24 protein-coding genes and 2 tRNA genes are annotated in these 25,943 nt (G+C 63.3%); 15 read left to right on the top strand and 11 right to left on the bottom strand.

Annotated features, from left to right (window positions below; genetic code table 11):
* Positions 1-56: 56 nt before the first annotated feature.
* Complete coding sequence (locus tag J8I87_RS17420; RefSeq protein ID WP_209932844.1) at positions 57-2,441, top strand: bifunctional (p)ppGpp synthetase/guanosine-3',5'-bis(diphosphate) 3'-pyrophosphohydrolase; 2,385 nt, start codon at positions 57-59, stop codon at positions 2,439-2,441.
* 97 nt (positions 2,442-2,538) lie between these two features.
* Positions 2,539-3,027 (top strand): phage protein NinX family protein, encoded by a 489-nt coding sequence (locus J8I87_RS17415; protein ID WP_209932843.1) that lies wholly within the window; start codon positions 2,539-2,541, stop codon positions 3,025-3,027.
* Positions 3,028-3,104: 77 nt separating this feature from the next.
* Here J8I87_RS17415 and J8I87_RS17410 read toward each other — a convergent pair.
* Positions 3,105-3,181: transfer RNA gene (locus J8I87_RS17410), tRNA-Arg, on the bottom strand.
* Positions 3,182-3,300: 119 nt separating this feature from the next.
* On the opposite strand from J8I87_RS17410, the gene greB reads away from it, so the two are divergent.
* Positions 3,301-3,870 carry a transcription elongation factor GreB gene (gene greB / locus J8I87_RS17405; RefSeq protein WP_209932842.1) on the top strand — a complete coding sequence of 190 codons (570 nt, stop codon included), beginning with the start codon at positions 3,301-3,303 and terminating at the stop codon, positions 3,868-3,870.
* 134 nt (positions 3,871-4,004) lie between these two features.
* Here the strand turns inward: greB and J8I87_RS17400 are convergent, their stop codons facing one another.
* Positions 4,005-5,168 (bottom strand): porin, encoded by a 1,164-nt coding sequence (locus J8I87_RS17400; protein WP_209932840.1) that lies wholly within the window; start codon positions 5,166-5,168, stop codon positions 4,005-4,007.
* A gap of 529 nt (positions 5,169-5,697) precedes the next feature.
* Positions 5,698-5,940: a hypothetical protein gene (locus tag J8I87_RS17395; protein WP_209932839.1), complete on the bottom strand. Its 243-nt coding sequence runs from the start codon at positions 5,938-5,940 to the stop codon at positions 5,698-5,700.
* A gap of 400 nt (positions 5,941-6,340) precedes the next feature.
* Here J8I87_RS17395 and J8I87_RS17390 point away from each other — a divergent pair, with 400 nt between their 5' ends.
* A complete protein-coding gene (locus tag J8I87_RS17390) occupies positions 6,341-6,544 on the top strand; it encodes a cold-shock protein (RefSeq protein ID WP_054916786.1) in 204 nt (67 codons plus the stop codon).
* A 343-nt stretch (positions 6,545-6,887) separates the two neighbouring features.
* Positions 6,888-8,063 (top strand): exonuclease domain-containing protein, encoded by a 1,176-nt coding sequence (locus J8I87_RS17385; RefSeq protein ID WP_209932838.1) that lies wholly within the window; start codon positions 6,888-6,890, stop codon positions 8,061-8,063.
* Positions 8,064-8,106: 43 nt separating this feature from the next.
* On the opposite strand, the gene J8I87_RS17380 is transcribed toward J8I87_RS17385, so the two are convergent.
* Together J8I87_RS17380 and J8I87_RS17375 are read right to left on the bottom strand one after the other, a co-directional pair.
* Positions 8,107-8,703 (bottom strand): chorismate mutase, encoded by a 597-nt coding sequence (locus J8I87_RS17380; RefSeq protein WP_209932837.1) that lies wholly within the window; start codon positions 8,701-8,703, stop codon positions 8,107-8,109.
* A gap of 339 nt (positions 8,704-9,042) precedes the next feature.
* Positions 9,043-9,192 carry a hypothetical protein gene (locus J8I87_RS17375; protein WP_209932835.1) on the bottom strand — a complete coding sequence of 50 codons (150 nt, stop codon included), beginning with the start codon at positions 9,190-9,192 and terminating at the stop codon, positions 9,043-9,045.
* 223 nt (positions 9,193-9,415) lie between these two features.
* Between J8I87_RS17375 and J8I87_RS17370 the strand changes: the two genes are divergently transcribed.
* The 4 genes from J8I87_RS17370 (at position 9,416) to J8I87_RS17355 (ending at position 14,100) form a co-directional block, all read left to right on the top strand.
* Complete coding sequence (locus tag J8I87_RS17370) at positions 9,416-9,796, top strand: DUF2946 domain-containing protein (RefSeq protein WP_209932833.1); 381 nt, start codon at positions 9,416-9,418, stop codon at positions 9,794-9,796.
* Between the two features lie 180 nt (positions 9,797-9,976).
* Positions 9,977-12,358 (top strand): TonB-dependent receptor, encoded by a 2,382-nt coding sequence (locus J8I87_RS17365; RefSeq protein WP_209932831.1) that lies wholly within the window; start codon positions 9,977-9,979, stop codon positions 12,356-12,358.
* Entirely contained in the window at positions 12,346-13,632 is a 1,287-nt protein-coding gene (locus J8I87_RS17360; protein ID WP_409518765.1) for an exo-alpha-sialidase, read from the top strand. Before J8I87_RS17365 ends, J8I87_RS17360 begins: the two co-directional genes overlap by 13 nt.
* Complete coding sequence (locus tag J8I87_RS17355; protein WP_209932830.1) at positions 13,633-14,100, top strand: TlpA disulfide reductase family protein; 468 nt, start codon at positions 13,633-13,635, stop codon at positions 14,098-14,100. It abuts the gene before it with no gap.
* Positions 14,101-14,244: 144 nt separating this feature from the next.
* On the opposite strand, the gene J8I87_RS17350 is transcribed toward J8I87_RS17355, so the two are convergent.
* Positions 14,245-15,183, bottom strand: coding sequence for a LysR family transcriptional regulator (locus J8I87_RS17350; protein ID WP_209932828.1), 939 nt, complete (start codon positions 15,181-15,183; stop codon positions 14,245-14,247).
* A 99-nt stretch (positions 15,184-15,282) separates the two neighbouring features.
* On the opposite strand from J8I87_RS17350, the gene J8I87_RS17345 reads away from it, so the two are divergent.
* Together J8I87_RS17345 and J8I87_RS17340 are read left to right on the top strand one after the other, a co-directional pair.
* Entirely contained in the window at positions 15,283-16,530 is a 1,248-nt protein-coding gene (locus J8I87_RS17345; protein ID WP_209932827.1) for a CaiB/BaiF CoA-transferase family protein, read from the top strand.
* Positions 16,523-17,662: an acyl-CoA dehydrogenase family protein gene (locus J8I87_RS17340; RefSeq protein WP_209932826.1), complete on the top strand. Its 1,140-nt coding sequence runs from the start codon at positions 16,523-16,525 to the stop codon at positions 17,660-17,662. The genes J8I87_RS17345 and J8I87_RS17340 overlap by 8 nt, the downstream gene beginning before the upstream one ends.
* 93 nt (positions 17,663-17,755) lie before the next feature.
* Here J8I87_RS17340 and J8I87_RS17335 read toward each other — a convergent pair.
* From J8I87_RS17335 to pepN, 5 genes are all read right to left on the bottom strand, one after another.
* Positions 17,756-17,831 (bottom strand) — tRNA-Thr (locus tag J8I87_RS17335).
* Between the two features lie 84 nt (positions 17,832-17,915).
* Positions 17,916-18,932 (bottom strand): class 1 fructose-bisphosphatase, encoded by a 1,017-nt coding sequence (locus tag J8I87_RS17330; RefSeq protein ID WP_209932824.1) that lies wholly within the window; start codon positions 18,930-18,932, stop codon positions 17,916-17,918.
* 162 nt (positions 18,933-19,094) lie between these two features.
* Positions 19,095-19,535, bottom strand: a complete 441-nt coding sequence (locus tag J8I87_RS17325; RefSeq protein ID WP_209932822.1) for a HigA family addiction module antitoxin — start codon at positions 19,533-19,535, stop codon at positions 19,095-19,097.
* Between the two features lie 18 nt (positions 19,536-19,553).
* On the bottom strand, positions 19,554-19,835 hold the full coding sequence (locus J8I87_RS17320) for a type II toxin-antitoxin system RelE/ParE family toxin (RefSeq protein WP_209932872.1): 282 nt from the start codon (positions 19,833-19,835) through the stop codon (positions 19,554-19,556).
* 181 nt (positions 19,836-20,016) lie between these two features.
* Complete coding sequence (pepN, locus tag J8I87_RS17315) at positions 20,017-22,719, bottom strand: aminopeptidase N (protein WP_209932820.1); 2,703 nt, start codon at positions 22,717-22,719, stop codon at positions 20,017-20,019.
* A gap of 180 nt (positions 22,720-22,899) precedes the next feature.
* Between pepN and J8I87_RS17310 the strand changes: the two genes are divergently transcribed.
* From J8I87_RS17310 to J8I87_RS17295, 4 genes are all read left to right on the top strand, one after another.
* Complete coding sequence (locus J8I87_RS17310) at positions 22,900-23,610, top strand: DUF4136 domain-containing protein (protein WP_209932818.1); 711 nt, start codon at positions 22,900-22,902, stop codon at positions 23,608-23,610.
* A gap of 546 nt (positions 23,611-24,156) precedes the next feature.
* Positions 24,157-24,885 (top strand): beta-ketoacyl synthase chain length factor, encoded by a 729-nt coding sequence (locus tag J8I87_RS17305; RefSeq protein WP_209932870.1) that lies wholly within the window; start codon positions 24,157-24,159, stop codon positions 24,883-24,885.
* Positions 24,869-25,663, top strand: a complete 795-nt coding sequence (locus J8I87_RS17300) for a 1-acyl-sn-glycerol-3-phosphate acyltransferase (RefSeq protein WP_209932816.1) — start codon at positions 24,869-24,871, stop codon at positions 25,661-25,663. Before J8I87_RS17305 ends, J8I87_RS17300 begins: the two co-directional genes overlap by 17 nt.
* On the top strand, positions 25,644-25,943 hold the full coding sequence (locus J8I87_RS17295; protein ID WP_209932815.1) for a phosphopantetheine-binding protein: 300 nt from the start codon (positions 25,644-25,646) through the stop codon (positions 25,941-25,943). Before J8I87_RS17300 ends, J8I87_RS17295 begins: the two co-directional genes overlap by 20 nt.

Below are 25,943 nucleotides of genomic sequence, written 5' to 3'. Positions count from 1 at the left end.
CGTCATGTAACTCAACCCAACGCGTGCAGACGGGCACACTCGCAACGGAGGCGACCATGAGCACCAACCCCTCGCCATCCGCCACGGAAGTGGAACACGCTGCCCACGAACACGATAGCGACTCGCCTTCGTCTGCACGCAAGTACATCGACGCGGTCCTCGAACAATCGTTTCGCCACCTGTTCGGACCGACCGCCACGCCGGAGCAGCCGCGCCGGCATGACGTCGTCTCGATCGCCAAGCTGACCTCCGCGCTTTCGGGCTATCTGAGCCCGGAGGAGATCAAGGAAGTCAAGGCGGCTTTCCACTTCAGCGACGAAGCCCATCTCGGGCAATACCGTCAAAGCGGCGAACCCTACATCACGCACCCTGTCGCCGTCGCGGAGATTTGCGCGGGCTGGAAGCTCGACGCGCAGTCGATCATGGCCGCGCTCCTGCATGACGTGATGGAAGATCAGGGCGTGACCAAGGCGGAACTCGCGGAGCGCTTCGGCGCGAAAGTCGCGGAGCTGGTCGACGGGTTGTCGAAGCTGGACAAAATGGAGTTCCGCAATCGCGAGGAAGCGCAGGCGGAGAACTTCCGCAAGATGCTGCTCGCGATGGCGCGCGATGTGCGCGTGATTCTCGTGAAGCTCGCGGACCGGCTTCACAACATGCGCACGCTCGGTGCGGTGCCACCGGAAAAGCGCCGCCGCGTCGCGCGCGAGACGCTCGACATTTACGCGCCGATCGCGCACCGGCTCGGCCTCAACAACACCTATCGCGAGCTGCAGGACCTGAGCTTCGCGAACTTCAATCCGCACCGTTACGCAACGCTGGAAAAGGCGGTGAAGGCCGCGCGCGGCAATCGCCGCGAAGTGGTCGGCAAGATTCTCGAATCGGTTCAGCGCGCGATCGCCGACGCGAAGATCGAAGCGGAAGTGACGGGCCGCGAGAAAACCATCTTCAGCATCTACAAGAAGATGCGCGACAAGCAGCTGTCGTTCTCGCAGGTGCTCGACGTGTATGGTTTCCGTGTGGTCGTCGAGACCGCGCTCGAATGCTATACGTGCCTCGGAGCGCTGCACGCGCTCTACAAGCCGGTGCCGGGCAAGTTCAAGGACTACATCGCGATTCCGAAGGTCAACGGCTATCAGTCGCTGCATACCACGCTGGTCGGGCCGTTCGGCGCGCCGATCGAGTTCCAGGTGCGCACGCGCAAGATGCATGAGATCGCGGAAGCGGGCGTGGCCGCACACTGGCTGTACAAGAACGGCGGCGCGGATCTGAACGATGTGCAGAAGCGCGCGCATCAGTGGCTCAAGTCGCTGCTCGACATTCAGAGCGAGGTCGGCGACTCGAGCGAATTCCTCGAACACGTGAAGATCGACCTCTTCCCGGATGCCGTCTACGTGTTCACGCCGAAGTCGAAAATCATGGCGTTGCCGCGTGGCGCGACGGCTCTCGACTTCGCATACTCGATCCACAGCGATCTGGGTAACCAGTGCGTCGCCGTGAAGATCAACAATGAACTGCTGCCGCTGCGCACCGAACTGAAGAGCGGCGATATCGTCGAAGTGATCACGGCGCCGTATTCGAAGCCGAACCCCGCTTGGCTCGGCTTCGTTCGCACGGGCAAGGCGCGCACGGCGATCCGGCACTATCTGAAGACGATGCGCCTGAACGAGTCGGTGCAACTGGGCGAGCGCCTCGTCGATCAGTCGCTCAAGGGCTACGGGCTGTCGCTGTCCGACGTCACGCCGGAAGTGTGGGACAAGCTCGTGCTGTGGACGGGCAACAAGAACCGCCAGGAAATCTTCGCGGATATCGGCCTCGGCCGGCGCGTCGCCGCCGTGATGGCCAAGCGGATCGAAGTACTGATGAACGGCCGCGAGGGCCACGAAGGTGACGATGACCATCCGCGCGCCGAGCACATGACGTCGAATGCGCCGCCCGTCGTCATCACGGGCACGGAAGGGATGTCGGTGCAGCTGTCCGCGTGCTGCCGCCCGATTCCCGGCGACGACATCATGGGCTATATCGGCATCGGCCTCGGCATGGCGATCCACACCACCGATTGCCGTGTCGCGCAACGCATCCACCGGCGCGATCCGGGCCGCTGGATCGATGTCGCGTGGGCGCCGCAGCCGGGGCGTCTGTTCGACGTCGCGGTCAAGGTGCTGGTCAAGAACACCAAGGGCGTGTTCGCGCGCGTCGCGGCGGATATCACGTCCGCCGACGCGAACATCGTTCACATCGCGATGGATGAAGACCAGTCGCAGGAATCGACGGTGCTGCGCTTTGTCATTCAGGTGAGCGACCGCGTGCATCTGGCCAACGTGATGCGCCGCGTGCGGACCAATCTCGACGTGATGCGCATCGCCCGCGAGCGTCCGAGCGAAGAAGGGCACCGTCATCACGACGGCGGCATGCGGATCGACCGCGAGCGCGCCGATTACTGAAATCGAAGTTCAGGGGCGGGCGCGCGGTTTGCGCGTCAGTTCCCATCGCAATTTGCACGATGGCCCGCGAGCCTCGCCTGTCCACAGGAACAAAGCGATGAACGTAGCTGATCTTTCCGGGTTGGCGCTCGACTACTGGGTCGCCCGCAGCCTGCACGACTTCGTGCGTGAAATCCACTTTACCGATAGCGGCCGCGTGGTCTCGATTCGCGGCAACGATCGCGGACGTCCGTGGGATGGGCGTTTCACGCCATCGACGTCATGGGAGGCGGCGGCCGTCGTGCTCGAACGCGCGCAGCGGCTCGAAGTGCGCGAACGCACGCGCGATGGCGCCGCGCATTGCGTCGCGGAGTTCGAGGGCGGGCACGGGACGGTGTCGGCGCATGGCGATTCGCTGCGCAGCGCGCTTTTGAAGGCATTCGTGACGAGCCGGTTCGGCGATGCCGTCGACGATGTGCTGCGTCAGCCTCAGTCGCTGTTTGGGACGAAAGCGACGCCGATAGGCGAACAGTCGCCTGTGGGCATCGAGAACGAGCTGCCGAAGCCGGATGGCGAGATTGGTGATATCAAGTCGGCGCCGCGCTGACGTTCAGCGGGACAGGGGGCTAAAGGCAAAGGACCCGAAAAGACAAAGGGCCTTCCGGATGGAAGGCCCTTCATGGATGGCGCGGCTGGCAGGATTCGAACCCACGACCCCTTGGTTCGTAGCCAAGTACTCTATCCAACTGAGCTACAGCCGCACGCAGAAATGAGATTATAGCAAGGTATCTGAAAAAGGGAAGGGGTACCCTGAAATTTGTGACAGCCGCCGTATCATGTACGCTTAAAAACCGTATGTCCGCTTCAATGCTGAACCATCATGAACAAAGCCTTTGTCAAAGAATCGACTGACGAGAACGACGACGACCTCGACGCCGCCCAACCGGAGATGCCCGCGGGCGCGAAGAACTACATTACGCCAGCCGGATACCGGCGTTTGCGCGATGAACTGCTGCACCTGATCGACCAGGAGCGGCCGGAGGTGGTGAAGCTGGTGTCGTGGGCGGCGTCCAACGGCGACCGCTCGGAGAACGGCGACTATATCTATGGCAAACGGCGGCTGCGCGAAATCGACCGGCGCATCCGCTTTCTAACCAAGCGCATCGATCTCGCCGAGGTCGTGTACAGCAGCCGGCAGGAAAGCACGGATCAAGTGTTTTTCGGCGCAACCGTCGAATATGCAACGGAAGATGGGGAAACCCATACGGTGAAGATCGTGGGCATCGACGAGGTCAATCTGGACCTGGGGCACGTCAGCTGGATTTCGCCGATCGCGCGAGCGCTGCTGAAGGCGAAGGTCGGCGATCAGGTGACGCTGCACACGCCCGCCGGGCAGCAGCCGATCGACGTGCTCGATGTGATCTATCCGACGCGGGAAGAAGAGGCTTAGAGAGCGTCAGATGCTCGCGCGCATGCATGTGGGGAGGGGAGACGTCGATTCGCGAACACGGCGCGAACCGGAGCCAGGACGAAAAAAGGCGCCGCAAGCGGCGCCTTTTTCATGCTGCGAGTACTGCTCGATGCTTAGAAGCGGTGACGCAGACCAGCCGTCACAGCAACCTGCTTCTCGTTGGCCGAAGCGTTCAGGCCATTGATGTTGGCGTTGACGAGTGAGTTCTCGCTGACTTGCTGATATTCGCCCTGCAGGTAGACGTCGGTACGCTTGGACAGCGCGTATGCCGTTTGCAGGTTGAACTGGTTCCAGTGCGGGTGCTCGCCAGCCAGGCTTGCGCGCGTGTACGTGTACGAGCCAGCGATGCTGATAGCCGGCGTCAGAGCGTAGCGTGCGTTTGCTTCATAGTTCTGGAAGTGGCCGCTGTCGCCGCCGAAGCGGTTCGTCAGACCCTGGTTGCCCGAAGCCGACTGGCCGATGCCAGCCATGTTCGACAGGTTCGTCTGCGAGTACACGAGACCGACGGTTGCCGGGCCGAACGAGTAGTTCGCGCCTGCGCCCCACGTCTGCTGGCGGCCAGCGAAGAACGTGTTGTCGCCGTTGAGTGCGCCTGCCGTATTGAACGCAGCCGAGGTGCCCGTCGCGCCGTTGCTGTTCAGTTGCAGGTAAGCGGCAGCGACGTTGAAGCCAGCGAAGCTATACGACGCGCCAGCGCTGTATGCACGGTTGTTCGAGAAGCCGTCAGCCTGATTCGAGAAGCCGTACAACGCGCCGAACTTGAAGCCAGCGTAGTTCGCGCTCTGGTACTTGACTGAGTTGTTGACGCGGAACGAGTTGTTCAGGTTGTCGTTGTCGAACGGATGGGCGAACTGCGTGCCGCCGTATTGCGTGCCCGTCAGCGACAGCGGACCGACGTAGTCGACCATGCTGTCGTATTGACGACCCAGAGTCACCGAGCCGAACTGGTCGCTTGCGAGACCGACGAATGCCTGACGGCCGAACAGACGGCTGTTTTGCTTCAGGGTGCCGTCATTGATGCCGAAGCCGTTCTCCAACGTGAAGATTGCCTTCAGGCCGCCGCCGAGGTCTTCAGCGCCGCGCAGGCCGAAACGGCTGCCGTTCACCGAGCCGCTCGTCATCTGAACGTTGCTGTGACCTTGACCGGGGGCCGTTGCCTGGTTGTTCGTGTAGGTGATGCCGGCGTCGATCAAGCCGTACAGCGTGACGCTGCTTTGCGCATGCGCAGCCGTTGCAAATACGCCCGTGAGGGCCGCGACCATGAGAGTCTTTTTCATCTTTGTAACTCCGAGAACAGGATGGGTTTTTTGGAAACCCAGGCTTGAAGGAAACTTCACGCGTGCGCTGCGAGAGGCGCTGGTCGCGTGAACAACGCACGGTGACCGGCGTGCGTTTGTTTCCGGGTAGGCAAAGTGTAGAGACGTGACTTGCCGGATGGCCGTTCCAAAATCCGCAATAAAGTATTACGGGAAGGGAAATTATACGCGTGACGGCTGAAAGCCTTATCGAGTAAGGGTTTCAGGCCGATAGAGTCATGCCGCAGGAGGGTGTCAACCTTTTCGCGTTGTTCAATTACGACATGAAATGGTGCCGACGAACAACGTAAAAATGGCGGAACTGCGATTGTTGTCAAGTCCGCAATAGTAGATTGCGACAGTCACGCCTAATCATTTTTGGATCAGGCGCTATACTCAAATTTCTGCTTTCCGAAGCAGACTTTTTCGTTGACGAAAAAGATCTCCAAACCTTTGTCGGCGCGACTTTCTCCAAGGTCGCGCTTTTTTTTTGCCTGCTCGCCGCACTCGCTTATCGACGTTTTCCGTCCTGAGCAACGGGAGCGAATTCGAGTCCCGGCGTCAGGCTCCAATCTTCGACGACATAGTGGCGCGCGTCCATTGGGGAAGACAGCAGGTTCTGCCAGTGATCGCCATGCCACATCGGGTCGAAGTCCAGCGTGGATGCGCGTTGCGGCGATGTCTCGGAGGCCGGCGCTTCCTTTGTGGAGGGCAATAAACGCGCGGCGATGCGACGAAGCGTCTCGAACGACATGACATTTCTCCGATTGCAAACTGCTAGCTGAAATCTTGCGATTGAGACTTCACCGTAACAACTCGTGAAAACACTTACGAAAGTCACGATTTGTTACAGCGGAAAAAATTTCTCGCGTGCGCTGGGTTTTGCCTTTGCGGTCGGCAATATGAACCGACTTCGTTCTGTAGTCGCCAGGTAATTACCGACTCGCCGCTCGCTCCCATGAGCGATTTACCGCGGTGTTCATGCGGTGATTTAAATCTGCTTGACGCCCATATACACTTCCCCGTATAAATGCCCTGCTGGATTTTCGATGGCGGGAGACGTCAATTGTGCGTCGGCATATATTTCGTTTTTCGCACAGTTAATCGTAATCGGCATTATTGGCATTGATTTATCAAATTGAGGAAAGTGGAATATGGAAACCGGTATCGTCAAATGGTTTAACGATGCTAAGGGCTACGGCTTCATCACGTCCGACACGGGCGGCGAGGATCTCTTCGCGCATTTCTCGGAAATCCGCGCGGAAGGCTTCAAGTCGCTGAAGGAGAACCAGCGCGTGTCGTTCGACGTCAAGGCAGGTCCGAAGGGCCGGCAGGCTGCAAACATTCAGCCTCTTTAATGCGTCAAAGAGCTGTTGGCACTTGGGATAAACCCTCGCTAAGCGGGGGTTTTTTGTTGGCGGCGTGCATATCAATAAGTAGACTCGCCGTTTCAGGCCGATGTTGCGGACTGAAGCGTTTTTATCCGCGTCCGCCGTGTTAATCGCATGATGAGCTAACGACTTGTTTCCCGGGTAATCACCGATTGATGATTTGCTTACGACTCCGCGCAGTAAAATGCTTTGTCGGCGCGCCGGCCCCGAGCGGACGCGTAAAAAATGGCGATCGGGCGAAACAGCCACGCCAGCGCGGCCGCCGATAGGGCATACTCGTGCAAAGTCATGCACCGCACCGTTTTTTCTTATGTCCGATTCGTTTCTGTCTGAGCCGGCCCTCGATGTGCCGATCGTTTTTGTCGACCTCGAAACCACGGGCGGCTCGCTCAACGATCATCGGATTACCGAAATTGGCGTCGTCGAAGTCGGGCCGCACGGCTCGTCCACCTGGACCACGCTGGTCGACCCCGGGCAGCCCATTCCACCGTTCATCCAGCAGTTGACGGGCATCACCGACGACATGGTGCGCGGCGCGCCCGCCTTCGAGTCGATCGCCGCCGACCTGTTCGCGCGTCTCGACGGCAAGCTGTTTATTGCGCACAACGCCAGCTTCGACCGCGGATTCTTGCGCAGCGAGTTCCAGCGCGCGGGCTTTGCCTTTAATCCAGACATGTTGTGTACCGTGCGCCTGTCGCGCGCGCTGTTTCCGACCGAGAAGCGCCACGGTCTCGATGCGCTCGTCGAGCGGCATGCGCTTGTGCCGTCGGATCGCCACCGCGCGCTCGCCGACGCTGATCTGCTCTGGCAGTTCTGGCAGCGGCTGCACGGCCTCATACCCGTCGACGTGCTGCGCGCGCAGATCGACAAGACGATGCGGCGCTTCCGGCTCGCGGGCGATATCACGGAGGACCTGATCGATACGGCACCTGCCGGCTGTGGCGTGTATGTGTTCTACGGTGAGGGCGACGCGCCGTTGTACGTGGGCCGCAGCGTGCGCGTACGTCAGCGGCTGCGCACCCATCTGACGGGCGAGCGACGTTCGTCGAAGGAGTTGAGGCTCGCGCAGCAGGTGCGCCGGGTCGAGTGGCGCGCGACGGGCGGCGAAATCGGCGCGTTGCTCACGGAAGCGCAATGGATCGCGACGCTGCGGCCGCCGCATAACCGCGTGCCGCGCGTCGGGCGCGCCGACCCCGTCGATGCGCCGTGGCCCTACGAAGGCGCAATCGCGTTCGAGGAGCGGGACGCGTCGGAAGGCGCGCACGTGTTTCACGTCGTCGACAGGTGGCGCTACCTTGGACATGCGCCTTCTCTAGCCGAGGCGTCGGGGCTGCTCACGCCGGGCACGCAAGGCCTGTTCGAGCTGTCGACGTGGCGCATCCTCCAGTCGCACCTTGCGCGCGGTCTGCGTGTCTTGACGCTCGGCCGGGCGCCCGCTGAGTCCGATCCGCGTGCCGTTGCAGCGGCATCCGCCGACGCAGCTTGACAGAGCTTGAGCTGGGCTCGATCGGGTCCAACTCGCCAGCAGCTTAGCCCGTCGCCCCTACGCCACCCGCTTCGCATACATGCCCGAGCGCCTGCGTCAGCGCGGCATTGCGCGTGTTGTCATAGCGTGTGAGCGACTTCCAGTTGTCGAGGCCGCGCGCGACGCGCGTCGGGCAATCATCCTGCGCGCGCAACGTCTGAACGCGCGCGAGCGCCGCGATCAGCGATTGCGTCAGCTTGTCCAGTTGCGGCCGCAAGCTGGTCGCGAGATCGGGCGCCGCGCCCTCGGGAGGCCGCGTTGCCCGCCACGTATCGAACAGCGCGTTCTGGACTTCCTTGCTCGCATCGATCTGGTCTTGGAAGAATGCACGCGCGAATACGGGGTCGACCCCTGCTTTTGCCGCGCGGTTTCCGACGTCGGTGAGTAGTGCCTGCTCGCGCGGCGTATCGGTGATCGGCTGGTGATGCGTCCACTTGTACCGCGCGACTGGCTCGGCTAGCGACAGGCGCTGCGAGACCAGCGCAATCAGGTTGGTCAGCGCGGTGTCGTCGCCATCGGCGCGGGACGAGGTCGGCGCGAGAGCAAGCACGGAAGAGAGCACGATCGCGACAAGCGCGCCGATTAGATGGGTACGGGTCATTGACTTGAGGCAGCGCGGTTGCGCGGAAGAAGAGGAAAAGCCTGAAGAATAGACGAAGCGCGCGGCGAATGCGTCACGGACGTCCACGACACCCGCACGACATCGCTAACGGGCGTAGCAGAACAGCGCGATCAAGCCTCGCCAGCGCGGACGTGCGCACGCAACGCGACGCCTCGTGGACAGACAGCGCTCAGCAGACCGAAACCGGCGGCGAATCGAGCGAAACCATCGGCGCACGCGGATTCCGCGCATTGCTATCCATTGCGCGCAGAGGCGCATCGACATTGCGCGCATGCTCCGCTGCGCGATCCCCCGTTGCTGCAATGCACACACCCACGGTTATTTCGAATCGCGCGACTTGCGTTGTTCGTCGAAGAATGCGCGCACGTGCTCGGGCAGTTCAGCACCGAGGAATTCAACGCCTGCTGGTTCCGGATCCGGGCAAGACACCTTGTCGGGGGTCGGAATCTTCGGCGGCTTGGTATCCATGATGTTTTCTCCTTTACGAATTCATTATGTCCCTCGGCGATTGCGGCGGACCAGCGCTGCCGCACACAGCCGATGTTTTGGCCCCCTTCCTGTTGCTTTAACGGCACACGGTCCCAGGGATTGAAGCGCCTTGTTTAGAATTTAACGATTGCTGTATTGCAGTACATCTAAACACTGTCTCGCCGCCGCTTGCTATACTGCGCGCTCACTTTTTCAGGTAGCGATGACACGTTCAACACGCTGGATCGGCCTCGTATGGCTGGCGCTGGTACTCAACGTACTGTCGCCCGTCATCGGCTACGCGCGTGTTTCGGGTGGCCAAAGCCCGCTTTCCGTCGAACTGTGTCACTCGGCTGGTGCGCAAAATGTCGTCATCGATCTCGATGGCTCGCCCGACAGCACGCCTAAGCCGCACGTCGCCGTTCCCCACTGCGTCTACTGCCCGGGCTTCGCCGCCAACTTCGCGCTCGGTGCCAGCGTCCCGTTCGTTCCGGCTCCCGTCCGCGTGCTTGCCTATGCGCGGATCATCGAACCCGAGGTCATTTTTGTGCGCCGCAGCGTACGCGTCGCACAACCTCGCGCTCCTCCCGTCACGTCGATCTGAAGTTCTTTGTGCCAGCTCGTCCGCTTGCGCCTGACGTCATAAAGACGTAGCAGCGGCGAGCCGCCGTGCATGCCATTGCTCCGAGCCTTGTGTCGCATATGTGCGCTGCATTTGTCATGCCGCGCGCGGCTCGCGTCAATGCAGCGGCGCGGCGTCTTCGATCACGTTTCAGGAATTTTCATGCGCATCGTTTCCGCTGCGCTGTCCGCGCGCACGCCCCTTTGGCTCGCGTGCGCGGCAGTGTTCGCCGTTCATCCCGCATGGGCCGATGAAAGTACGACCAATCGTGCCGCTGTCGACCCGCCCGCATCCGATGCTTCGGTCTCCCATTCTTCTGTAACGAACGGTTCCGCGAATTCGTTGACGGAATCGCGCGACACGTTGCAGGCCGTCAAGGTGACGGCCACGCGCGCCGCGCCCGCGTTCGCGCCCGACACGCCCGGCGTCGTCGAAACCCTCACGCGCGAGCAGATCGACGCGCACAACATCGTCAACACGGAAGACGCGCTCAAGTACGCGCCGAACGTCATGGTGCGAAAGCGCTTCACGGGTGACCGCAACTCAGTGTTCGCCGGCCGCGACTTCAACGAACTGCAGAGCGCGCGCGGCCTCGTCTATGCCGACGGCCTCCTGCTGTCGAACCTGCTGGGATCGAGCTATGCGTATCCGCCGCGCTGGTCGCTGATCGCGCCCGACGACGTCGCGCAGGTCGAGGTGCTCTACGGCCCGTTTTCGGCGCTGTATCCGGGCAATTCGATCGGCTCGACGGTGCAGATCACGACACGCAAGCCGGTCAAGCTGGAAGCGTCGCTGGATACGCAGCTCTTCACGCAGCACTACGACGACCCGTATGGCTTCACGAAGAATTTCGGCGGCAATCACGAGACAGCGCATATCGCCGATCGCATCGGCCGATTCTGGTATTCGCTGACGCTCGACCGTCTCGAGAACAACAGCCAGCCGCTGCAGTATGCGAGCCCGAACAGCACGTACAACCCGAAGCTCGGCGCGCCCGTCGCCGTGACGGGCGCGGCCACTGACATCGGCCCGAACGGCCAGCCGCGCGTGATCGTCGGTCCGCAGATGATGGAGCGCACCGAGCAGATCAACGAGTCCGTGCGCATGGGCTACGCGCTCACCGACCATCTCGACGCGACGCTCACACTCGGCCATTGGGAAAACCACTACAAGGACCGCGCGCAGACCTTTTTGACGGATGCGGCGGGCAATCCCGTCTACGCGGGCAACGTGACGATCGGTGGCAAGAACTACTCAATTGCGCCGACGGCCTTTTCGCCCGCCAACGGCGACCAGGAGAACTGGCTCTATGCGTTCAGCCTGAACGCGCGGCTCGACTCGGGCTGGAAGCTGTCAGGCATCGCGTCGGGTTATGACGTTTCGCGCGACCTGCTGCGCTCGTCGAAGACGGCGCCGCCCGCCGCCTATGGCGGCGGTCCCGGCACGATCTTCTATGGCGACGGCACCGGCTGGCGCACGTTCGACCTGAAAGCGGAGTCGCCATCGTATGCGGGCCATGCGCTCACCGTCGGTTATCACTTCGACAACTACTTCCTGCGCAACGAGACCTACAACACGCCCGACTGGCAGAACGGGTCGCCGTCGTCGCTCGCCAGCACGTATCGCGGCGATACCCGTGTCCAGGCGCTGTACGGCCAGGACGCGTGGCGCTTCGCGCCCGGCTGGCTCGCGACGCTCGGTCTGCGCTACGAGCGCTGGGACGCGTACGACGGCGCGCTCGGCAACGGCTCCACGACGCTCGGCTACGCGGACCGTAGCGCAAACGCACTTTCGCCGAAAGCGTCGGTGCAATGGCAGGCGACGCAAGAGTGGCTGTTCCGCGTGTCGTTCGCGACGGGCACGCGCTTTCCGAGCGTCGCCGAGCTGTTCCAGGGGACGATCTCGAACAACGCGATCGTCAACAACAATCCGGGCTTGCGTCCGGAAAAGGCGATCGACTGGGACTTCACGGCGGAGCGGGACGTCGGCGTGGGCGTCGTGCGGGCGAGCGTGTTCCAGAGCGACCTGCGCGATTCCATCTACAACCAGACGACCGTCAACGGCGCGACCACGGTCACGAACATCTCGAATGTCGATCGCGTGCGCGTGCGCGGCGTCGAGCTGGCGTTCTCGGGGCAGAACGTGCTGCTGCACGGGCTCGACCTCGACGCGAACGTGTCAGCGACCAACGCGCGCATTCTGGCCGACTCGGCGAACCCGTCGTATGTCGGCAAGCGCTTCCCGCGCATTCCCGTCATGCGCGCCAATCTGCTCGCGAGCTACCACTTCAACCAGCAGTGGCAGGGCAGCGTGGGAATGCGTTATTCCGGCCGTCAGTACAACACGCTCGACAACAGCGACATCAATCCCGACGTCTATGGCGGCACGAGTTCGTTTTTCGTCGTCGATATGAAGGCGCGCTATCAGGCCGGCAAGCACTGGCTCGCGTCCGTCGGCATCGACAATCTGACGGACCGCCGCTACTACGTCTTCCACCCGTACCCGGGCCGCACGTTCTACGGAGAACTCAAATGGATGCTTTAAAAAAATGGACGGCGCTGGTCGCCGCTGGCTTGTCGCTGGCGCAGCCGCTGATGGCTCATGACGCATCGAACGATCCGCATGCGGCGCACGGCATGCAGATGGACATGACGGGCGGCATGGCCGCGAGCGCGGCCGGCGGCGCGGCGAAGTCCGGTAAGACGCCGCTCGCGACAGGCGCCGCGTTCGATTCGACGCATCGGCTGTGGGTTGCGTGGGTCGAAGGGCAGCATGTCGTCGTTGCGCATTCCGACGACAAAGGCCGCACGCTGTCGCCGCCCGTCACCGTCAATGCGATGCCCGAGCCGATCTACACGAGCGCCGAAAATCGCCCGAAGATCGCCGCGAGTCCGGACGCAAAGACGATTTACGTCACGTGGTCGATGCCGCTCGACGCGCCGTACACGGGCATGGTCCGCTTCTCGCGCTCGAACGACGGCGGCGCGACGTGGAGCGTGCCCGCGACCGTCCACGGCGACCGTCAGCCGATTACGCACCGCTTCGATTCGCTGATCGTCGATGGCGACGGGCGCCTCTTCGTCACGTGGATCGACAAGCGCGATCTGGCGGCGGCGAAGAAGGCCGGCAAGCCGTACGACGGCGCGGCCGTCTACTACGCGGTTTCGTCGGACGGCGGGCAGTCGTTCCAGCCGGAGCGCAAGGTCGCCGACCACACATGCGAGTGCTGCCGGATCGCGCTGGCGCTCGACCAGCAAGGACATGTGCAGGCCATGTGGCGCAATGTGTTCGAAGGGCAGATCCGCGATCATGCGCTCGCGGTGCTGCCCGCCGGCGTGCGGCAATCCGTCGAGCCGATCCGCGCGACGTTCTCCGGCTGGCATATGGAAGCGTGCCCCGAACACGGCCCGGCGCTCGCGATCACGCCGGACGGCGTGCGGCACATGGCGTGGTTCAGCGTCGTCAACGGACGCGCCGATGTCTACTACTCGCGGCTCGGCGCAAACGGCAAGCCCATCGGCGAGCCTTGGGCGTTCGGCGATACGGGCAAGGCGGACGGGCAGGCGTCGCACGCGGCGCTGATCGCGCAAGGCAAAACGCTCTGGCTCGCATGGAAGGACTTCGACGGCGACACGATGCGCCTGATGCTGCGCCACTCCGACGATGCAGGCGCGCACTGGAGCGCGCCCCGCATGCTCGCGCAGACGGCGGGTGGCAGCGACAATCCGCAGTTGCTGAACGACGCCGGCCGCGTCTATCTGTCATGGCGCACGCAGAACGACGGCTACATGCTCGTGCGCGCCGACGAGGAGAAGTAGATGAAGCGAATCTCGATGGCGCTCGTGGCGTTGCTGATCGCCGCCACCGCGCAGGCCGCCGAACTCAGGCCGCTGCGCGCGTCGGAAGTGGAGGCCGTGCTTGCCGCATCGCGAGGCAGGCCGCAGATCGTCGAAATCTGGTCGCTCGATTGCAGCTATTGCCGGGAGAACACGGCGCGCATTGTCGAATGGCAGAACAAGCATCGCGATGTGCGGCTGACGATGATCGCGATGGACTCCATCGACGACAACTCCGCCGCGCTGTCGCAAGTGCTCGCGTCGCTGCCGCTGTCTTCGCAGCCGGCGCTTTATGCAAACGCCGAGCCGATCCCGGAAAAACTGCGCCGCGCGCTCGATCCGGACTGGCGCGGCGAGATGCCGCGCACGCTGCTGATCGATGCACGTGGCGCGCGTCAGGCGTCGAGTGGACTGTTGCAGCCCGCCGCGCTCGACGCGTGGCGTCGCTAGCGCGCCATCGCTCGGCTTGGACGCTGCGGGGTCAACGGCTGGCCGGATGCCGCCCGCGCCGGCGCCGGCACGACGACGGCCCCGTCGACGCCGCCGGCTTGCTCTCCACGTCGACATTGCGTTGAATGCGCGGCTGGCGTTGTGTCAGCTCTGGCGCGTCGCGCTTCGGCGCGGATGGCCTGCGCGTCTTGTCATCGCTTCGTTGACGGCGTCGCGCACGCACTGCGCGACGAGTTCCGATGCGTTCGTGCGCGACGCGCGAGCGGGCCGCGCGATCACGAGCGGCTGCCGGATGGTCTCTTCACGAATGGGCCGTTCGATCGCGCCCGCCGCCGATCCGGCCGGCTCGCCCTGCGTAATCAGCAACGATACGCCTAAGCCGTTCGCCACCATGCTGCGCACGAGTTCCAGCGAGGTCGCGCGATAACGCACTTCAGGCGCAAGCCCGCACTGCCAGAACGGCGCCATCAGAAACTCGCGGCTGTGCGGCAGATCGATCAGGATCAGCGGCTCTTTGGCGAGAACGTGCAGCGACAGCTTGCCCGCCTTCTTTGCGAGCTTCGATGCAGCGGGCACGAGCGCATAAGGCCGCAATTGCGCGAGACATTCGCGTTCGATGTCGGCAGGCAGGCCGACGTCGTACATCAGCGCGAGCTCGATGCGGCTGCTGCGCAACGCGTCTTCGAGTTGCAGCAGATCGCCTTCGACGAAACGTATCGACAGTTCGGGAAAACGTGTGCGCGCAATGCGCAGCAACACGGGGAGATAGACGGGTGCGATCGTGCTGAATACGCCGATCTGCACTTCGCCAGATGCGGCATTGCCGCTGTCATCGGCTTCAAACGATGAGGCCGCGGTCAACAGTTGCTGCGCTTCTGCCAGCTTGCGCACGCCGAACCGCGTCAAGGTCATCTTCGCGCCCGATTCGCGGGCGAACAACGTGTCGTCGAACAGCGATTCGAGTTCGCGGATGGCAACCGAGATCGATGGCTGCGACACGTTCAGTATTTTTGCGGCGGCCGTCGTGCTGCCCATTTCCGCCGTCGCCGTGAAATAACGCAGGAGCCGCAACGAGACACGCATTGGAAAAACCTATAGGTGTTAATGCAATTCCATATTTTACTTGATAGGCGGTCGCGGCCGAGAATCGATGCATCGAAGATCTGTCGAAAGGAGCGTTCGATGCCACGTTCGAATCTACCGCTCGAAGGCATACGCGTGATCGATTTCTCGCGCGTGCTGGCGGGTCCCTATTGCGCCGCGCTGCTCAGCGATCTGGGCGCCGATGTGATCAAGATCGAGCCGCCCGCGGGCGACGACTATCGCGCGGTCGGACCATTTTCCGCGGATGGCGAGAGCGCGCTCTTTGCTGCGATGAACCGCAACAAGCGCGGCATCGTGCTCGATCTGAAGACGGGCGCGGGGCGCGAACTGGCGCTCGCGTTGTGCGCCGACGCCGATGTCGTCGTCGAGAATTTCCGGCCGGGCGTTGCGGACAAGCTGGGCATCGGCTACGCGGCGCTGAGCGCGCTCAATCCGTCTGTCGTGTATGCGAGCGTGTCGGGTTTCGGCCAGACGGGACCCGAGTCGCATCGGCCCGCATACGACATCATCCTGCAGGCGATGTGCGGGCTGATGGATGCAACGGGCTCGCCCGATGGGCCGCCGACGATGATCGGCGAATCCGTGTCCGACGTCGTCAGCGGCCTGTTTGCGTCGTGGGGCGTGCTCGCCGCGCTCCTTGCGCGCGAGAAGAGCGGCAAGGGCACGCATGTCGACGTATCGATGTTCGACGCCACACTCGGACTGAGCGCAACGCTCGTCGCGCGTTATGCCGCAACAGGAATCGCGCCGCGCCGCGTGGGGAACCGGCATCCGTCGTCGGCGCCGTTCAGTGCGTTTCGCGCCGCTGACGGCTTCTATGTCGTCGCCGTGCTGAACAATAAGCTGTTCGCTACGTTCGCGCATGCAATCGGCGCGCCGCATCTCGCCGACGACCCGCGCTTTGCCAGCGATGCGTCGCGTTGCCGCCATGAAGCCGAATTGCGCGCGGCGATCGAGGCATGGTCGTCGCCGCACACCGTTGATGAAGTCAATCGCGTTCTCGGCGCGGCGGGCATCCCCGTTGCGCCGATCCGCAATCTCCAGCAGGCGCTGGACAGCGAGCACGCCGCGCATCGCGCCGTGCTGACGGAGGTCCGGCGAGAGGGCAGGTTTGCCGCGCGTCTGCCCTCGCAGCCGGTGAAGTTCTCCGCGTATGCGGCGAATCGCGTGTCGCCTGCGCCGGCGCTCGGCGAGCATGCCGACGCGCTGCTACAGCAACTCGGCTACGACGCGGATGACATTGCGTCGTTGCGCGCTCGCGGCGCGTTCGGCGGTTGCGCAGCGAATGCAAACGACGCCGTTCGTAAGGAGCGCCATCATGCATAAGCGGCTGGGTATCGAAAACAACGACATTGAGATCGCCGACGCCATCGCGCGTTTCGCGCAAAGCGAACTCGCGCCGCGCGCTGCGCAAGTCGACCGCGAAGAGCTTTCGACGACGCGCTATGTCGCATCGCTCGCCGAACTCGGCGTGATGGGCATGAACGTGCCGGAGCGTTGGGGCGGGGTGGAGGCGTCGCCGGTGGCGATTGTTCTCGCGCTGGTGGAGATCGCGAAGGCGTGCGCATCGACTTCATCGATGGTCGGCGCGCACTATCTCGCGACCGATTCGATCCTGATAGGCGGCGACGATGCTTTGCGCGAGCGCTATCTGCCCGATGCGGCCTGCGGGCGCAAGCTCGGCGCGTTCGCGCTGACGGAACCGCGCGCCGGCTCCAACCCCGCCGACATGGCGACGCGAGCGACGCGTGACGGCGACGGCTATCGGATCAAGGGCGTCAAGCACTTTATTTCGAACGCGGAAGCGGCGGGCTTCATCGTCGTGTACGCGAAGACCGGTCCCGGTGCCGGCGCGCGCGGGATCAGCGCGTTCGTGATCGACGGGCGAACGCCGGGTATCGACGTGGCGCCCGCTGAAAAATTGATGGGCATTCGCGGCGCGCCCGCGCATGAAGTGGCGCTCGACTGCTTCGTTCCGGCTGCAAACCGGTTGGGCCAGGAAGGCAGCGGCTTTCGCACGGCGATGAAAGTGCTCGACAACAGCCGGCTCGATGTCGCCGCAACGAGTATCGGAATTGCGGAAGCGGCGCTCTCGGCCGCTGTCGATTGGCTGAAGGCGCGGCAGGTTGGCGGCGACCCCCTGTCGAACAAGCAAGGCTTGCAATGGATGATCGCCGATATGAAGACGCGGCTTGAAGCAGCATGGCTGCTGACGCTGCAGGCGGCCGCGAAGCGTGCGGCGGGTGTCCCGTTCACGCAGGATGCGTCGATGGCCAAGCTTTACGCGTCGGAGATGGTTGCATTCGTCACCGATGCCGCGCTGCAGATGCACGGCGGCTATGGCTTCACGCGCGACATGCCGTTGGAGCGGCTGGTGCGTGACGCGCGGATCTTGCGGATCTACGAGGGCTCGTCGGAGATTCAGCGGACCGTGATCGCGAGGTCGGTGCTGGCGTGAGTTGAGCGCAGCAAAAGAGCTGAGCGCAGCAAAAGGCCATCGTAGAAATCAAAAAGCCCAGTCACGGGGACTGGGCTTTTTGATTGAATCCGCTGGTGCCGGAAAGAGGAATCGAACCCCCGACCTTCGCATTACGAATGCGCTGCTCTACCGTCTGAGCTATTCCGGCTCTCAGTCGTTGCGTTCGTTTTTGTTCGTCAGCAACGAAGAAGAAAGATTATAGAGTGGCTCTTAGCGGCTGACAAGTACTTTCTTAACTTTTCTTTTCGAGGTGATAGCGAGTCACGCGATCGACCTCGTTCTTCGAGCCGAGGAACACGGCGACGCGCTCATGCAGGCTCTTCGGCTGGATGTCGAGAATGCGCTTCTCGCCATTGGTCGCGGCGCCCCCTGCCTGCTCGACGATGAACGACATCGGGTTCGCTTCGTACATGAGGCGCAGCTTGCCGGGCTTCGATGGATCGCGCTTGTCAGCGGGATACATGAAGATGCCGCCACGGCTCAGGATGCGATGCACGTCGGCGACCATCGAAGCGATCCAGCGCATATTGAAGTCGGTCTGGCGCGGGCCGTCCTTGCCCGCGTTGAGTTCGCCGATGTACTGCTGGACGGGCTCGTACCAGTGACGCTGGTTCGACGCGTTGATTGCGTACTCGCGCGTCTCGACGGGGATGCGCATATCGCTTTGCGTGAGCACCCATGAACCCAGCTCGCGGTCGAGCGTGAAGCAGTTGACGCCGTTGCCCGTCGTCAGCACGAGCACCGTCTGCGGGCCGTACACGGCATAGCCTGCGGCGACCTGCTGCGTGCCCTTTTGCAGGAACGATTGCTCAGTCGGCTGCTGGCCGTCGGGGCAACGCAGCACCGAGAAGATCGTGCCGATCGATACGTTGACGTCGATGTTCGAAGAGCCATCGAGGGGATCGAACACGAGCAGGTATTCGCCCCGCGGATAGTTCACGGGAATCGGGAAGAACTGTTCCATTTCCTCCGATGCCATGCCCGCCAGATTGCCGCCCCATTCATTGGCTTCGAGCAGGATTTCGTTCGACAGGATGTCGAGCTTCTTCTGAACTTCGCCCTGAACGTTCTCGCTGCCGGCCGAGCCGAGCGCATCGCCGAGCGCGCCCTTGCTGACGTGGTAGCTGATGGCCTTGCACGCACGCGCGACGACTTCGATCAACAGACGCAGATCGGCAGGCAGATTGTTGTGCTCGCGCTGCTGCTCGATCAGATACTTGGTGAGAGTGGTACGACGTTGCAAAGACATTGCTGTACTCCGGAGAGGCTTGGGAATATCCCGATTTTAACCTTTCGATGTTCGGGTTCCGTGACTAAAAAAATCCCCGTCAGCTTGCCGCAAGCCGCCGGCGCCGCGCAATGCCGCGCCGGCCTGAGCGACCGCGCTCGCGCAAGCCGCCGCCGCGTTGCGTCAACGCGACGCCGAGACCCGGCGGCCGGCGGCATCGGCATCTTCGGCGGCTTTTATCTGCTCGCGCGACAGCCGCGCATGCTTTGGCCGGCGCGAGGGCGGCAGTGGCTCGATCTCGCGCTCGATCTGCGCGCCCGACTCCGCGATGGCGACACGCAAGTCGTACGCAATCTGAAGATTGAGCCAGAAATGGGCGCTGTTGCCGAAATAGCGCGACAGACGCAACGCCGTTTCCGACGAGATGGCGCGCTTGCCGCGCACGATGTCGTTGATGCGCGGCGCCGGCACGCGCAGCGCCAGCGACAGTGCATTGGCCGACATGCCGAGTGGTTCCAGAAATTCGCTGCGCAGGATATCGCCTGGCGTCGTTTCGGGCATCCGTTCGCCGGTGGAAATGTCGGAGAAGTCGGTGCTGTCCAGTTCTGAGCGTTTGACGACCATACAGGTCTCCCAAGTGAATCAGTGATAGCCGACGATCTCGACACTGAGCGCATCGCCGTCGATGTACTGAAAGCAGATGCGCCATTGCGCGTTGATACGAATGCTCCATTGGCCGCTGCGCATGCCTTGAAGCAGTTCCAGACGGTTGCCGGGCGGCGCGAACATGTCCTTGATGGATTTCGCGGCGTCGATCAGCAAGAGCTTGCGGCGCGCAATAAGTTGTACTTCGCGCGGCAGTGACTGCACGAACTTGCCTTTGAATACCAGCGCCGTTTCCTTGTCGCCGAATGTCGAGATCATGGGGATGATATAACGTGTCATGTTAAACGTAAACCAGTAAATGAACACGTCGAGTGTGATCCCGATGAGCGGGCGAAACCAGTCGTCCGAATGGCATAAGGCAAACTGACGGAATCAGGCGAAACGGACGAAAAAAAGCCGGCATGCATGCCGGCTTTCGACTGCGAGCAGAAAAGGAGAATCAGGCCAATGCCTTCTCGACGATCTCGCGCACGTCGCGCGATTTCGCCTGCCCCGCGACCTTTTCGAGCGCCGCGCGCATCTGCTCGCGCAGCGCGGGCGTGAAGCGCCGCCACAGTTCCAGCGCCCGCGCGAGGCGCGCGGCAACCTGCGGATTGAGCGCGTCGAGCGCGATCACCTGCTCGGCCCAGAATGCGTAGCCCGAGCCGTCTTGCGCGTGGAACTGCGCCGGATTCGCCGAGCAGAAGCTGAAGATCAGCGAGCGCGCGCGGTTCGGGTTCTTCAGGGTGAACGCGGGATGCGCCATCAGCTTGCGCACGATGTCGATGACGGGGCGCTGCTTCGTGCCGCGTTGCATCGCTTGCAGCGCGAACCACTTGTCGATGACGAGCGGCTCGTTTTCGAAGCGGCGATAGAACTCGTCGAGCGCATCCGCAGCCGCCGCACCGCCGTTCGACGCTGCCGCCGTCAGCAACGCGGAGAGCGCCGACGCGCGGTCCGTCATGTTGTTCGCCGCGTCGTACTGCGCTTTGGCGAGCCGCACGGCATCGGCGGGGGCGTCGAGTTCGGCGAGATACGCGAGCGCCAGATTCTTCAGCGAGCGATGGCCGCCCGCTTCGGGGGTCGGCTCGTACGCGCCGGGCGTCTGGTGTCGGTCGTAGATGGCGAGCCAGTCGCCCTTGAGCGCCGAGGCGAGGCGCTTGCGCACGAACTGGCGCGCGCTGTGCACGGCGGCGGGATTGGATTCGTCCATCTGCTCGGCGAGATACGCCTCCGACGGCAGCATCAGCGCGAGCTCGCGGAACGCGGGCGACAGCGTCTCGTCGTTCAGCACGCGCCCGAACGCGGCAATGACGGTGTCGTCCAGCTCCAGTGTCTTACCTGTTGCCGCGCGCTCGGCGAGCGTCAGCAGTTCGCGCGTGGCGAGCCGCTGGCCGGCTTCCCAGCGGTTGAACGGATCGCTGTCGTGCGCGAGCAGGAACGCGAGTTCGTCCGCCGTATAGTCGTATTCGACGACGACGGGCGCCGAAAAATTACGCAGCAGTGACGGCAGCGGTTTCTCGGCGACATCGACGAACGTGAACGTCTGCTCGGTCTCCGTGAATTCGAGCACGCGCGTGGTGTGCGCAAACGCCGCTGCTTCGCCTTCGAGACGCAGCGGCAAATCGTTGCCGTCGGCGCCGATCAGGCCGATCGCGAACGGAATCAGCAGCGGGCCTTTTTGCGTTTCGCGCGCGGCGGCCGAGCCGTCGCCATAGCCTTGCGTGAGCTTCACGGTGTAGCGCTTGCGTGCGCTGTCGTAGCCCGTTTCGACCGTGATGCGCGGCGTGCCCGCCTGGCTGTACCAGCGCTCGAACTGGGCGAGGTCGCGGCCGTTGGCATCGGCCATCGCGTTGCGGAAGTCGTCGCAGGTCACGGCCTGGCCGTCGTGGCGCTTGAAGTACAGGTCCATCCCGCGACGGAAGCCGTCACGTCCGAATAGCGTCTGATACATCCGCACGACTTCCGAGCCTTTCTCATAGACGGTCATCGTGTAGAAGTTGTTGATCTCGACGTAGCTCTCCGGGCGAACGGGATGCGCCATCGGGCCTGCGTCTTCGGCGAACTGCATCTGGCGCAGCACGCGCACGTCTTCGATACGCTTGGTCGCGCGTGCCGCCTGGTCCTCGCCCGAACTGCCGCCGCTCGCCATGTCCGCGGAAAATTCCTGGTCGCGGAACACCGTCAGCCCTTCCTTCAGACTCAACTGGAACCAGTCGCGGCATGTGACGCGATTGCCCGTCCAGTTGTGGAAGTACTCGTGTCCGACAACCGCCTCGATGTTCGAGAAGTCGGTATCCGTCGCGGTCTCGGGATTGGCCAGCACATACTTCGTGTTGAAGATATTGAGGCCCTTGTTTTCCATCGCGCCCATGTTGAAGTCGCTGACGGCCACGATCATGAAGCGGTCTAGATCGAGTTCGAGTCCGAAACGCGCTTCGTCCCAGCGGATCGAGTGGATCAGCGAGTCCATCGCGTGACGTGTCTTGTCGAGATCGTGCGCCTCGACCCACACCTGCAGCAGCTTCTCCTTGCCCGAACCCGTCTTCACGCGCTCTTCCAGCGCGACGAGCTTGCCCGCAACCAGCGCAAACAGATAGCTCGGTTTCCTGAACGGGTCTTCCCAGCGCGCGAAGTGGCGGCCGTCGGGCAGGTCGCCCTGTTCGAGCAGATTGCCGTTGGACAGCAGCACGGGGTACGCGGCCTTGTCGGCGCGCATCGTCACCGTGTAGGTGGCCATCACGTCGGGCCGGTCGAGGAACCACGTGATGCGCCGGAAGCCTTCCGCCTCGCATTGCGTGAAGAAGTTGCCGCTCGACACATAGAGCCCGGACAGCGTGGTGTTCGCTGCGGCATTGCAGATGCCCGTCACCGTCAGCTCGAACGAATCGGGCACGTTGTCGACGCTCAGGCCGTGCTCGTGCGCGTGCACGTCGGCATACGGCTTGCCGTCGAGCGAAGCTTCGACGAATTCCAGTTGCTCGCCCATCAGTTCGAGATGCGCGGCGCGCACGGCGTCGGGATTGCGGCGGATGCGCATCGTATTCCTGACGACCGTGCGTTCCGGCACGAGATCGAACTCGAGCGCGACGGTATCGATGAGAAAGGCGGGCGGCGCATAGTCGGCGCGGCGGATCACTTGAGGCGTTTCGGTATCGGCCATGGTGTCGTGATGGAAGAAAGCTCGAAGCCGGCGAGCGTCGTGCGCCGGCCGGGCGAATCGGACCATTGTACAAAGCCTCGGCCCGTCGTGCGGGCAGAACTTTTTGCCGATTGGGACAGTCAGCGTAATATCGGGCCGCTCGCGCGGCAGACGCGGGCGACGAGACCAACAAGGACGACCATGAAACCCGACCGTTCGACCCGCTCGACCCGCCATGCCGCGCTCGCGCTCGCGCTCGTGGCGCTCGGCACGCTGCTGGCCGGTTGCACGACCTACGTGACGACACAGGTGACGGCGTTCTCCGACTGGAGCGGCAGCGACGCGACGCGCACTTACGCGTTCACCCGCGCGCCCGAGCAGAAGAACAACCTCGAACAGGCCACCTACGAACAGATCGTTGCAAACGAACTGGCGACGCACGCATTCCGGCAGACCGACGAGCACGACGCCCGCTATCTGGTGGCACTCGCGTACGGCATGCGCTCGGATACGGTGACGGTTTCTCAGCCCGTGTATTACTACAGTCCGTGGCCGGGTCCTTACTACTGGGGCCGGCCGTTCGATCCATGGGGACCTTGGGGTCCGTATCCGGCGAGCTACGTGAGCCAGAGCTATCCCGTGTACACGCATCTGCTCGGTATCCGCATCACGGATCGCGCGTCGGGCAAGGAGCTGTATAACGTGACGGCGCGCAATACGGACGAGCAGTCCTCGCTGATCGCCGCGATGCCGTATCTGGCGCGCAGCGCAATGTCCGATTTCCCGTTGGGCAACGGCTCCGTGCGCACGGTGAAGCTTCCTATCGGCGCAACGGGCGGCGCGTCGAATGAAATCGCAGCTGGCGGCACCGCGCCGCCCGTACCCGCTTCGGACGCGAAAACGGTTCAGTAGGCGCGCGTGGTCAAAAGCGGCTGCATCGTGAGCGCTGTTGCTTCCATACGGATCCGCATCCGATCACTTGCCGTCTGCCGCCCGAATTCCGGCCCGGGTTCGGCCCATCTACAGCAGATAGCTGAAAAAAGCGGTAAAAACACGATTTTTAACGCAATCGTTGCGTACATCCGACGGGAGCGGGCACGACGCACGAGTCGTGATAAGTTGCGGCCCGCTCGTGGTTGAAAGCGCCGACGAACCAGGTCGCACGGATCGGAAACCTTTCGTCGCGTGCAAGAGTCGGATACAGATGGATACGTTTTTTCTCGCCGACTTCGGCCAAAATAGCCGCTTCGGGCGGCCGAGGTAATAACCAGACGAAAGCCCGGTATTGGCGTCCCGCCCCTAAATAATCATCGCTGCGCCTTGTCGTCCTGGTGCTCCCCGTAACCAGGGTGGCTCACCAACCGGCGTCGCGGCCCGCCCAGAAGTAGCGCGCTTCACGTGCTGACGATGGCAGCCGCGCGCATGGCGCCGCGGCCTACTTCACGCGCGAACACCGATATGCCCGATCTGCACTGGACAATTCCGGTTGCTCGCTGGTCATGCTGGCCTGCCATCGCAGCCGTCGCTCCCGACGTTGGCTTCATCGAGCCGATGGTGCGGCGTCGTCTGAGTACGCTGTCGCGGGTCGCGCTGAAGGTCGCGCACGATTGCGCCGCCGACCTGCCGAGCGTGCGGATTGTGTTCGCGTCGCGCCACGGCGAGTTGCGGCGCACGACGGATATCCTACGCAGCATCAGCGCCGGCGAGCCGGTCTCTCCGACCGCTTTCAGCCTGTCCGTGCTCAATGCGATGACAGGCGTATTCGGCATCGCGCGCGGCGACCGCACAGCCGCGAGCGCGGTGTCCGCGGGCGCGGAGACGCTCGGCTACGCGCTGCTCGAAGCGCATGCGCAATACGCAACCGACACGTCGATACCCGTGCTGCTCGTCTATGCCGACGAGCCGGCCGATCCCGCTTACGGCACGATCGAAGAAGAAGTGCAGGGCGGCGCCCTCGCGGTCCTGCTGGGCGAAGCGGCGGCGGGCAGGCTTGCGTGCTCGCGTACGGCGATCGGCGCAACGGGGGCGCGCCGCGAAGCGTCATGTGAAGAGCCGAACGCAGCCACGGGCGCTGTCTTTGCAACCCAGAGTCAGTCCGTGCATCACTGCCTCGACACCCGCACGGCCGCGCAGTGGCGTGGCGAGCACGCGGTCTGGGAATGGAGCTGGCATGAAGGCGCGGCTTGACTACCACTGGCGTCTCGTCGCGACGGCGCTGGCTTTCACGGCGTTCGGCATCTGCGGACTCGGCTTTTCGCTGATCCTGTTTCCGCTCGCGTGGCTGTGGCCGCATCGCGCGTCGAAGCAGCGCGCGATTGCTGGCATCATTCACGCATTTTTTCGCGCGCTCGTCGCGGTGCTGCAGCGGGCCGGCGTGATGGAACTCGATGTGCGCGGCGCCGATGCGCTGCGCCGCCGGCGCGGCGAGCCCGCCATCGTCGTCGCGAATCACCCGACCTGGCTCGACGTGATGGTGCTGCTGTCGCTGACGCCGCGCGCGTGCTGCGTCGTGAAGAGCGCGCACTGGAGCAACCCGTTTTTCTGGGGCGTCGTGCGCGCCGCGCAATACGTGAGCAACGCCGACCCTGTCGAACTCGTCGACGCGGGCTCGCGGCAACTGGCGTGCGGCGCCACGATGATCATCTTTCCGGAAGGCACGCGCAGCCCGGCGCGCAACCGGATGCACGCGTTTTCGCGCGGTTTCGCGCATATGGCGCTGAAGTCCGGCGCGCCGATCGTGCCTGTCCTGATGGACTGCGATCCGCCGGCGTTCACGAAAGGCATGCGCTGGTACAACGTGCCCGCGCGTGCGTTTCGCATGCGCGTCAACGTGCTGGCCCCCGTCGGCGCGCACGAGCTTGCCGCGCGCGACGCGCCGCCCGCGCTCGCCGCGCGCACCGTGACGAGCGCCATCGAAGCACACATTACACAGCATCTGTTCGACTATGGATTCTTTAAAGCTTGAAATCAAACAGCTTCTGATCGAAGCGCTCGATCTGGAAGACCTGACGCCCGCCGACATCGACGACGATGCGCCGCTCTTCGATACCGACGGCATCGGCCTCGATTCGATCGACGCGCTCGAAATCGGCATCGTGCTGCGCAAGCAGTATCAACTGACGATCGCGGCAAACGACGAGCGCACGCGAGAGCACTTTCGCTCGATCACCACGCTCGCCGCGCTGGTGGCGAGCCAGCGCGAACTCGCGCATGAGTCGGGCGACGCTGAAAAGAAGGGGGAATGA

Origin of the sequence: Paraburkholderia sp. LEh10 (assembly GCF_017814945.1) — a bacterium.
Taxonomy (GTDB): domain Bacteria; phylum Pseudomonadota; class Gammaproteobacteria; order Burkholderiales; family Burkholderiaceae; genus Paraburkholderia.
The sequence above is the reverse complement of the archived record's forward strand: the minus strand, read 5'-3'. Positions and strand labels throughout refer to the sequence as shown.

What these genes read in the sequence shown, in the direction of transcription:
- J8I87_RS17420 (WP_209932844.1), top strand. Translation starts at nt 57, where the DNA reads ATGAGCACCAACCCCTCGCCATCCGCCACGGAAGTGGAACACGCTGCC.
- J8I87_RS17415 (WP_209932843.1), top strand. Translation starts at nt 2,539, where the DNA reads ATGAACGTAGCTGATCTTTCCGGGTTGGCGCTCGACTACTGGGTCGCC.
- greB (WP_209932842.1), top strand. Translation starts at nt 3,301, where the DNA reads ATGAACAAAGCCTTTGTCAAAGAATCGACTGACGAGAACGACGACGAC.
- J8I87_RS17400 (WP_209932840.1), bottom strand. Translation starts at nt 5,168, where the DNA reads ATGAAAAAGACTCTCATGGTCGCGGCCCTCACGGGCGTATTTGCAACG.
- J8I87_RS17395 (WP_209932839.1), bottom strand. Translation starts at nt 5,940, where the DNA reads ATGTCGTTCGAGACGCTTCGTCGCATCGCCGCGCGTTTATTGCCCTCC.
- J8I87_RS17390 (WP_054916786.1), top strand. Translation starts at nt 6,341, where the DNA reads ATGGAAACCGGTATCGTCAAATGGTTTAACGATGCTAAGGGCTACGGC.
- J8I87_RS17385 (WP_209932838.1), top strand. Translation starts at nt 6,888, where the DNA reads ATGTCCGATTCGTTTCTGTCTGAGCCGGCCCTCGATGTGCCGATCGTT.
- J8I87_RS17380 (WP_209932837.1), bottom strand. Translation starts at nt 8,703, where the DNA reads ATGACCCGTACCCATCTAATCGGCGCGCTTGTCGCGATCGTGCTCTCT.
- J8I87_RS17375 (WP_209932835.1), bottom strand. Translation starts at nt 9,192, where the DNA reads ATGGATACCAAGCCGCCGAAGATTCCGACCCCCGACAAGGTGTCTTGC.
- J8I87_RS17370 (WP_209932833.1), top strand. Translation starts at nt 9,416, where the DNA reads ATGACACGTTCAACACGCTGGATCGGCCTCGTATGGCTGGCGCTGGTA.
- J8I87_RS17365 (WP_209932831.1), top strand. Translation starts at nt 9,977, where the DNA reads ATGCGCATCGTTTCCGCTGCGCTGTCCGCGCGCACGCCCCTTTGGCTC.
- J8I87_RS17360 (WP_409518765.1), top strand. Translation starts at nt 12,346, where the DNA reads ATGGATGCTTTAAAAAAATGGACGGCGCTGGTCGCCGCTGGCTTGTCG.
- J8I87_RS17355 (WP_209932830.1), top strand. Translation starts at nt 13,633, where the DNA reads ATGAAGCGAATCTCGATGGCGCTCGTGGCGTTGCTGATCGCCGCCACC.
- J8I87_RS17350 (WP_209932828.1), bottom strand. Translation starts at nt 15,183, where the DNA reads ATGCGTGTCTCGTTGCGGCTCCTGCGTTATTTCACGGCGACGGCGGAA.
- J8I87_RS17345 (WP_209932827.1), top strand. Translation starts at nt 15,283, where the DNA reads ATGCCACGTTCGAATCTACCGCTCGAAGGCATACGCGTGATCGATTTC.
- J8I87_RS17340 (WP_209932826.1), top strand. Translation starts at nt 16,523, where the DNA reads ATGCATAAGCGGCTGGGTATCGAAAACAACGACATTGAGATCGCCGAC.
- J8I87_RS17330 (WP_209932824.1), bottom strand. Translation starts at nt 18,932, where the DNA reads ATGTCTTTGCAACGTCGTACCACTCTCACCAAGTATCTGATCGAGCAG.
- J8I87_RS17325 (WP_209932822.1), bottom strand. Translation starts at nt 19,535, where the DNA reads ATGGTCGTCAAACGCTCAGAACTGGACAGCACCGACTTCTCCGACATT.
- J8I87_RS17320 (WP_209932872.1), bottom strand. Translation starts at nt 19,835, where the DNA reads ATGATCTCGACATTCGGCGACAAGGAAACGGCGCTGGTATTCAAAGGC.
- pepN (WP_209932820.1), bottom strand. Translation starts at nt 22,719, where the DNA reads ATGGCCGATACCGAAACGCCTCAAGTGATCCGCCGCGCCGACTATGCG.
- J8I87_RS17310 (WP_209932818.1), top strand. Translation starts at nt 22,900, where the DNA reads ATGAAACCCGACCGTTCGACCCGCTCGACCCGCCATGCCGCGCTCGCG.
- J8I87_RS17305 (WP_209932870.1), top strand. Translation starts at nt 24,157, where the DNA reads ATGCCCGATCTGCACTGGACAATTCCGGTTGCTCGCTGGTCATGCTGG.
- J8I87_RS17300 (WP_209932816.1), top strand. Translation starts at nt 24,869, where the DNA reads ATGAAGGCGCGGCTTGACTACCACTGGCGTCTCGTCGCGACGGCGCTG.
- J8I87_RS17295 (WP_209932815.1), top strand. Translation starts at nt 25,644, where the DNA reads ATGGATTCTTTAAAGCTTGAAATCAAACAGCTTCTGATCGAAGCGCTC.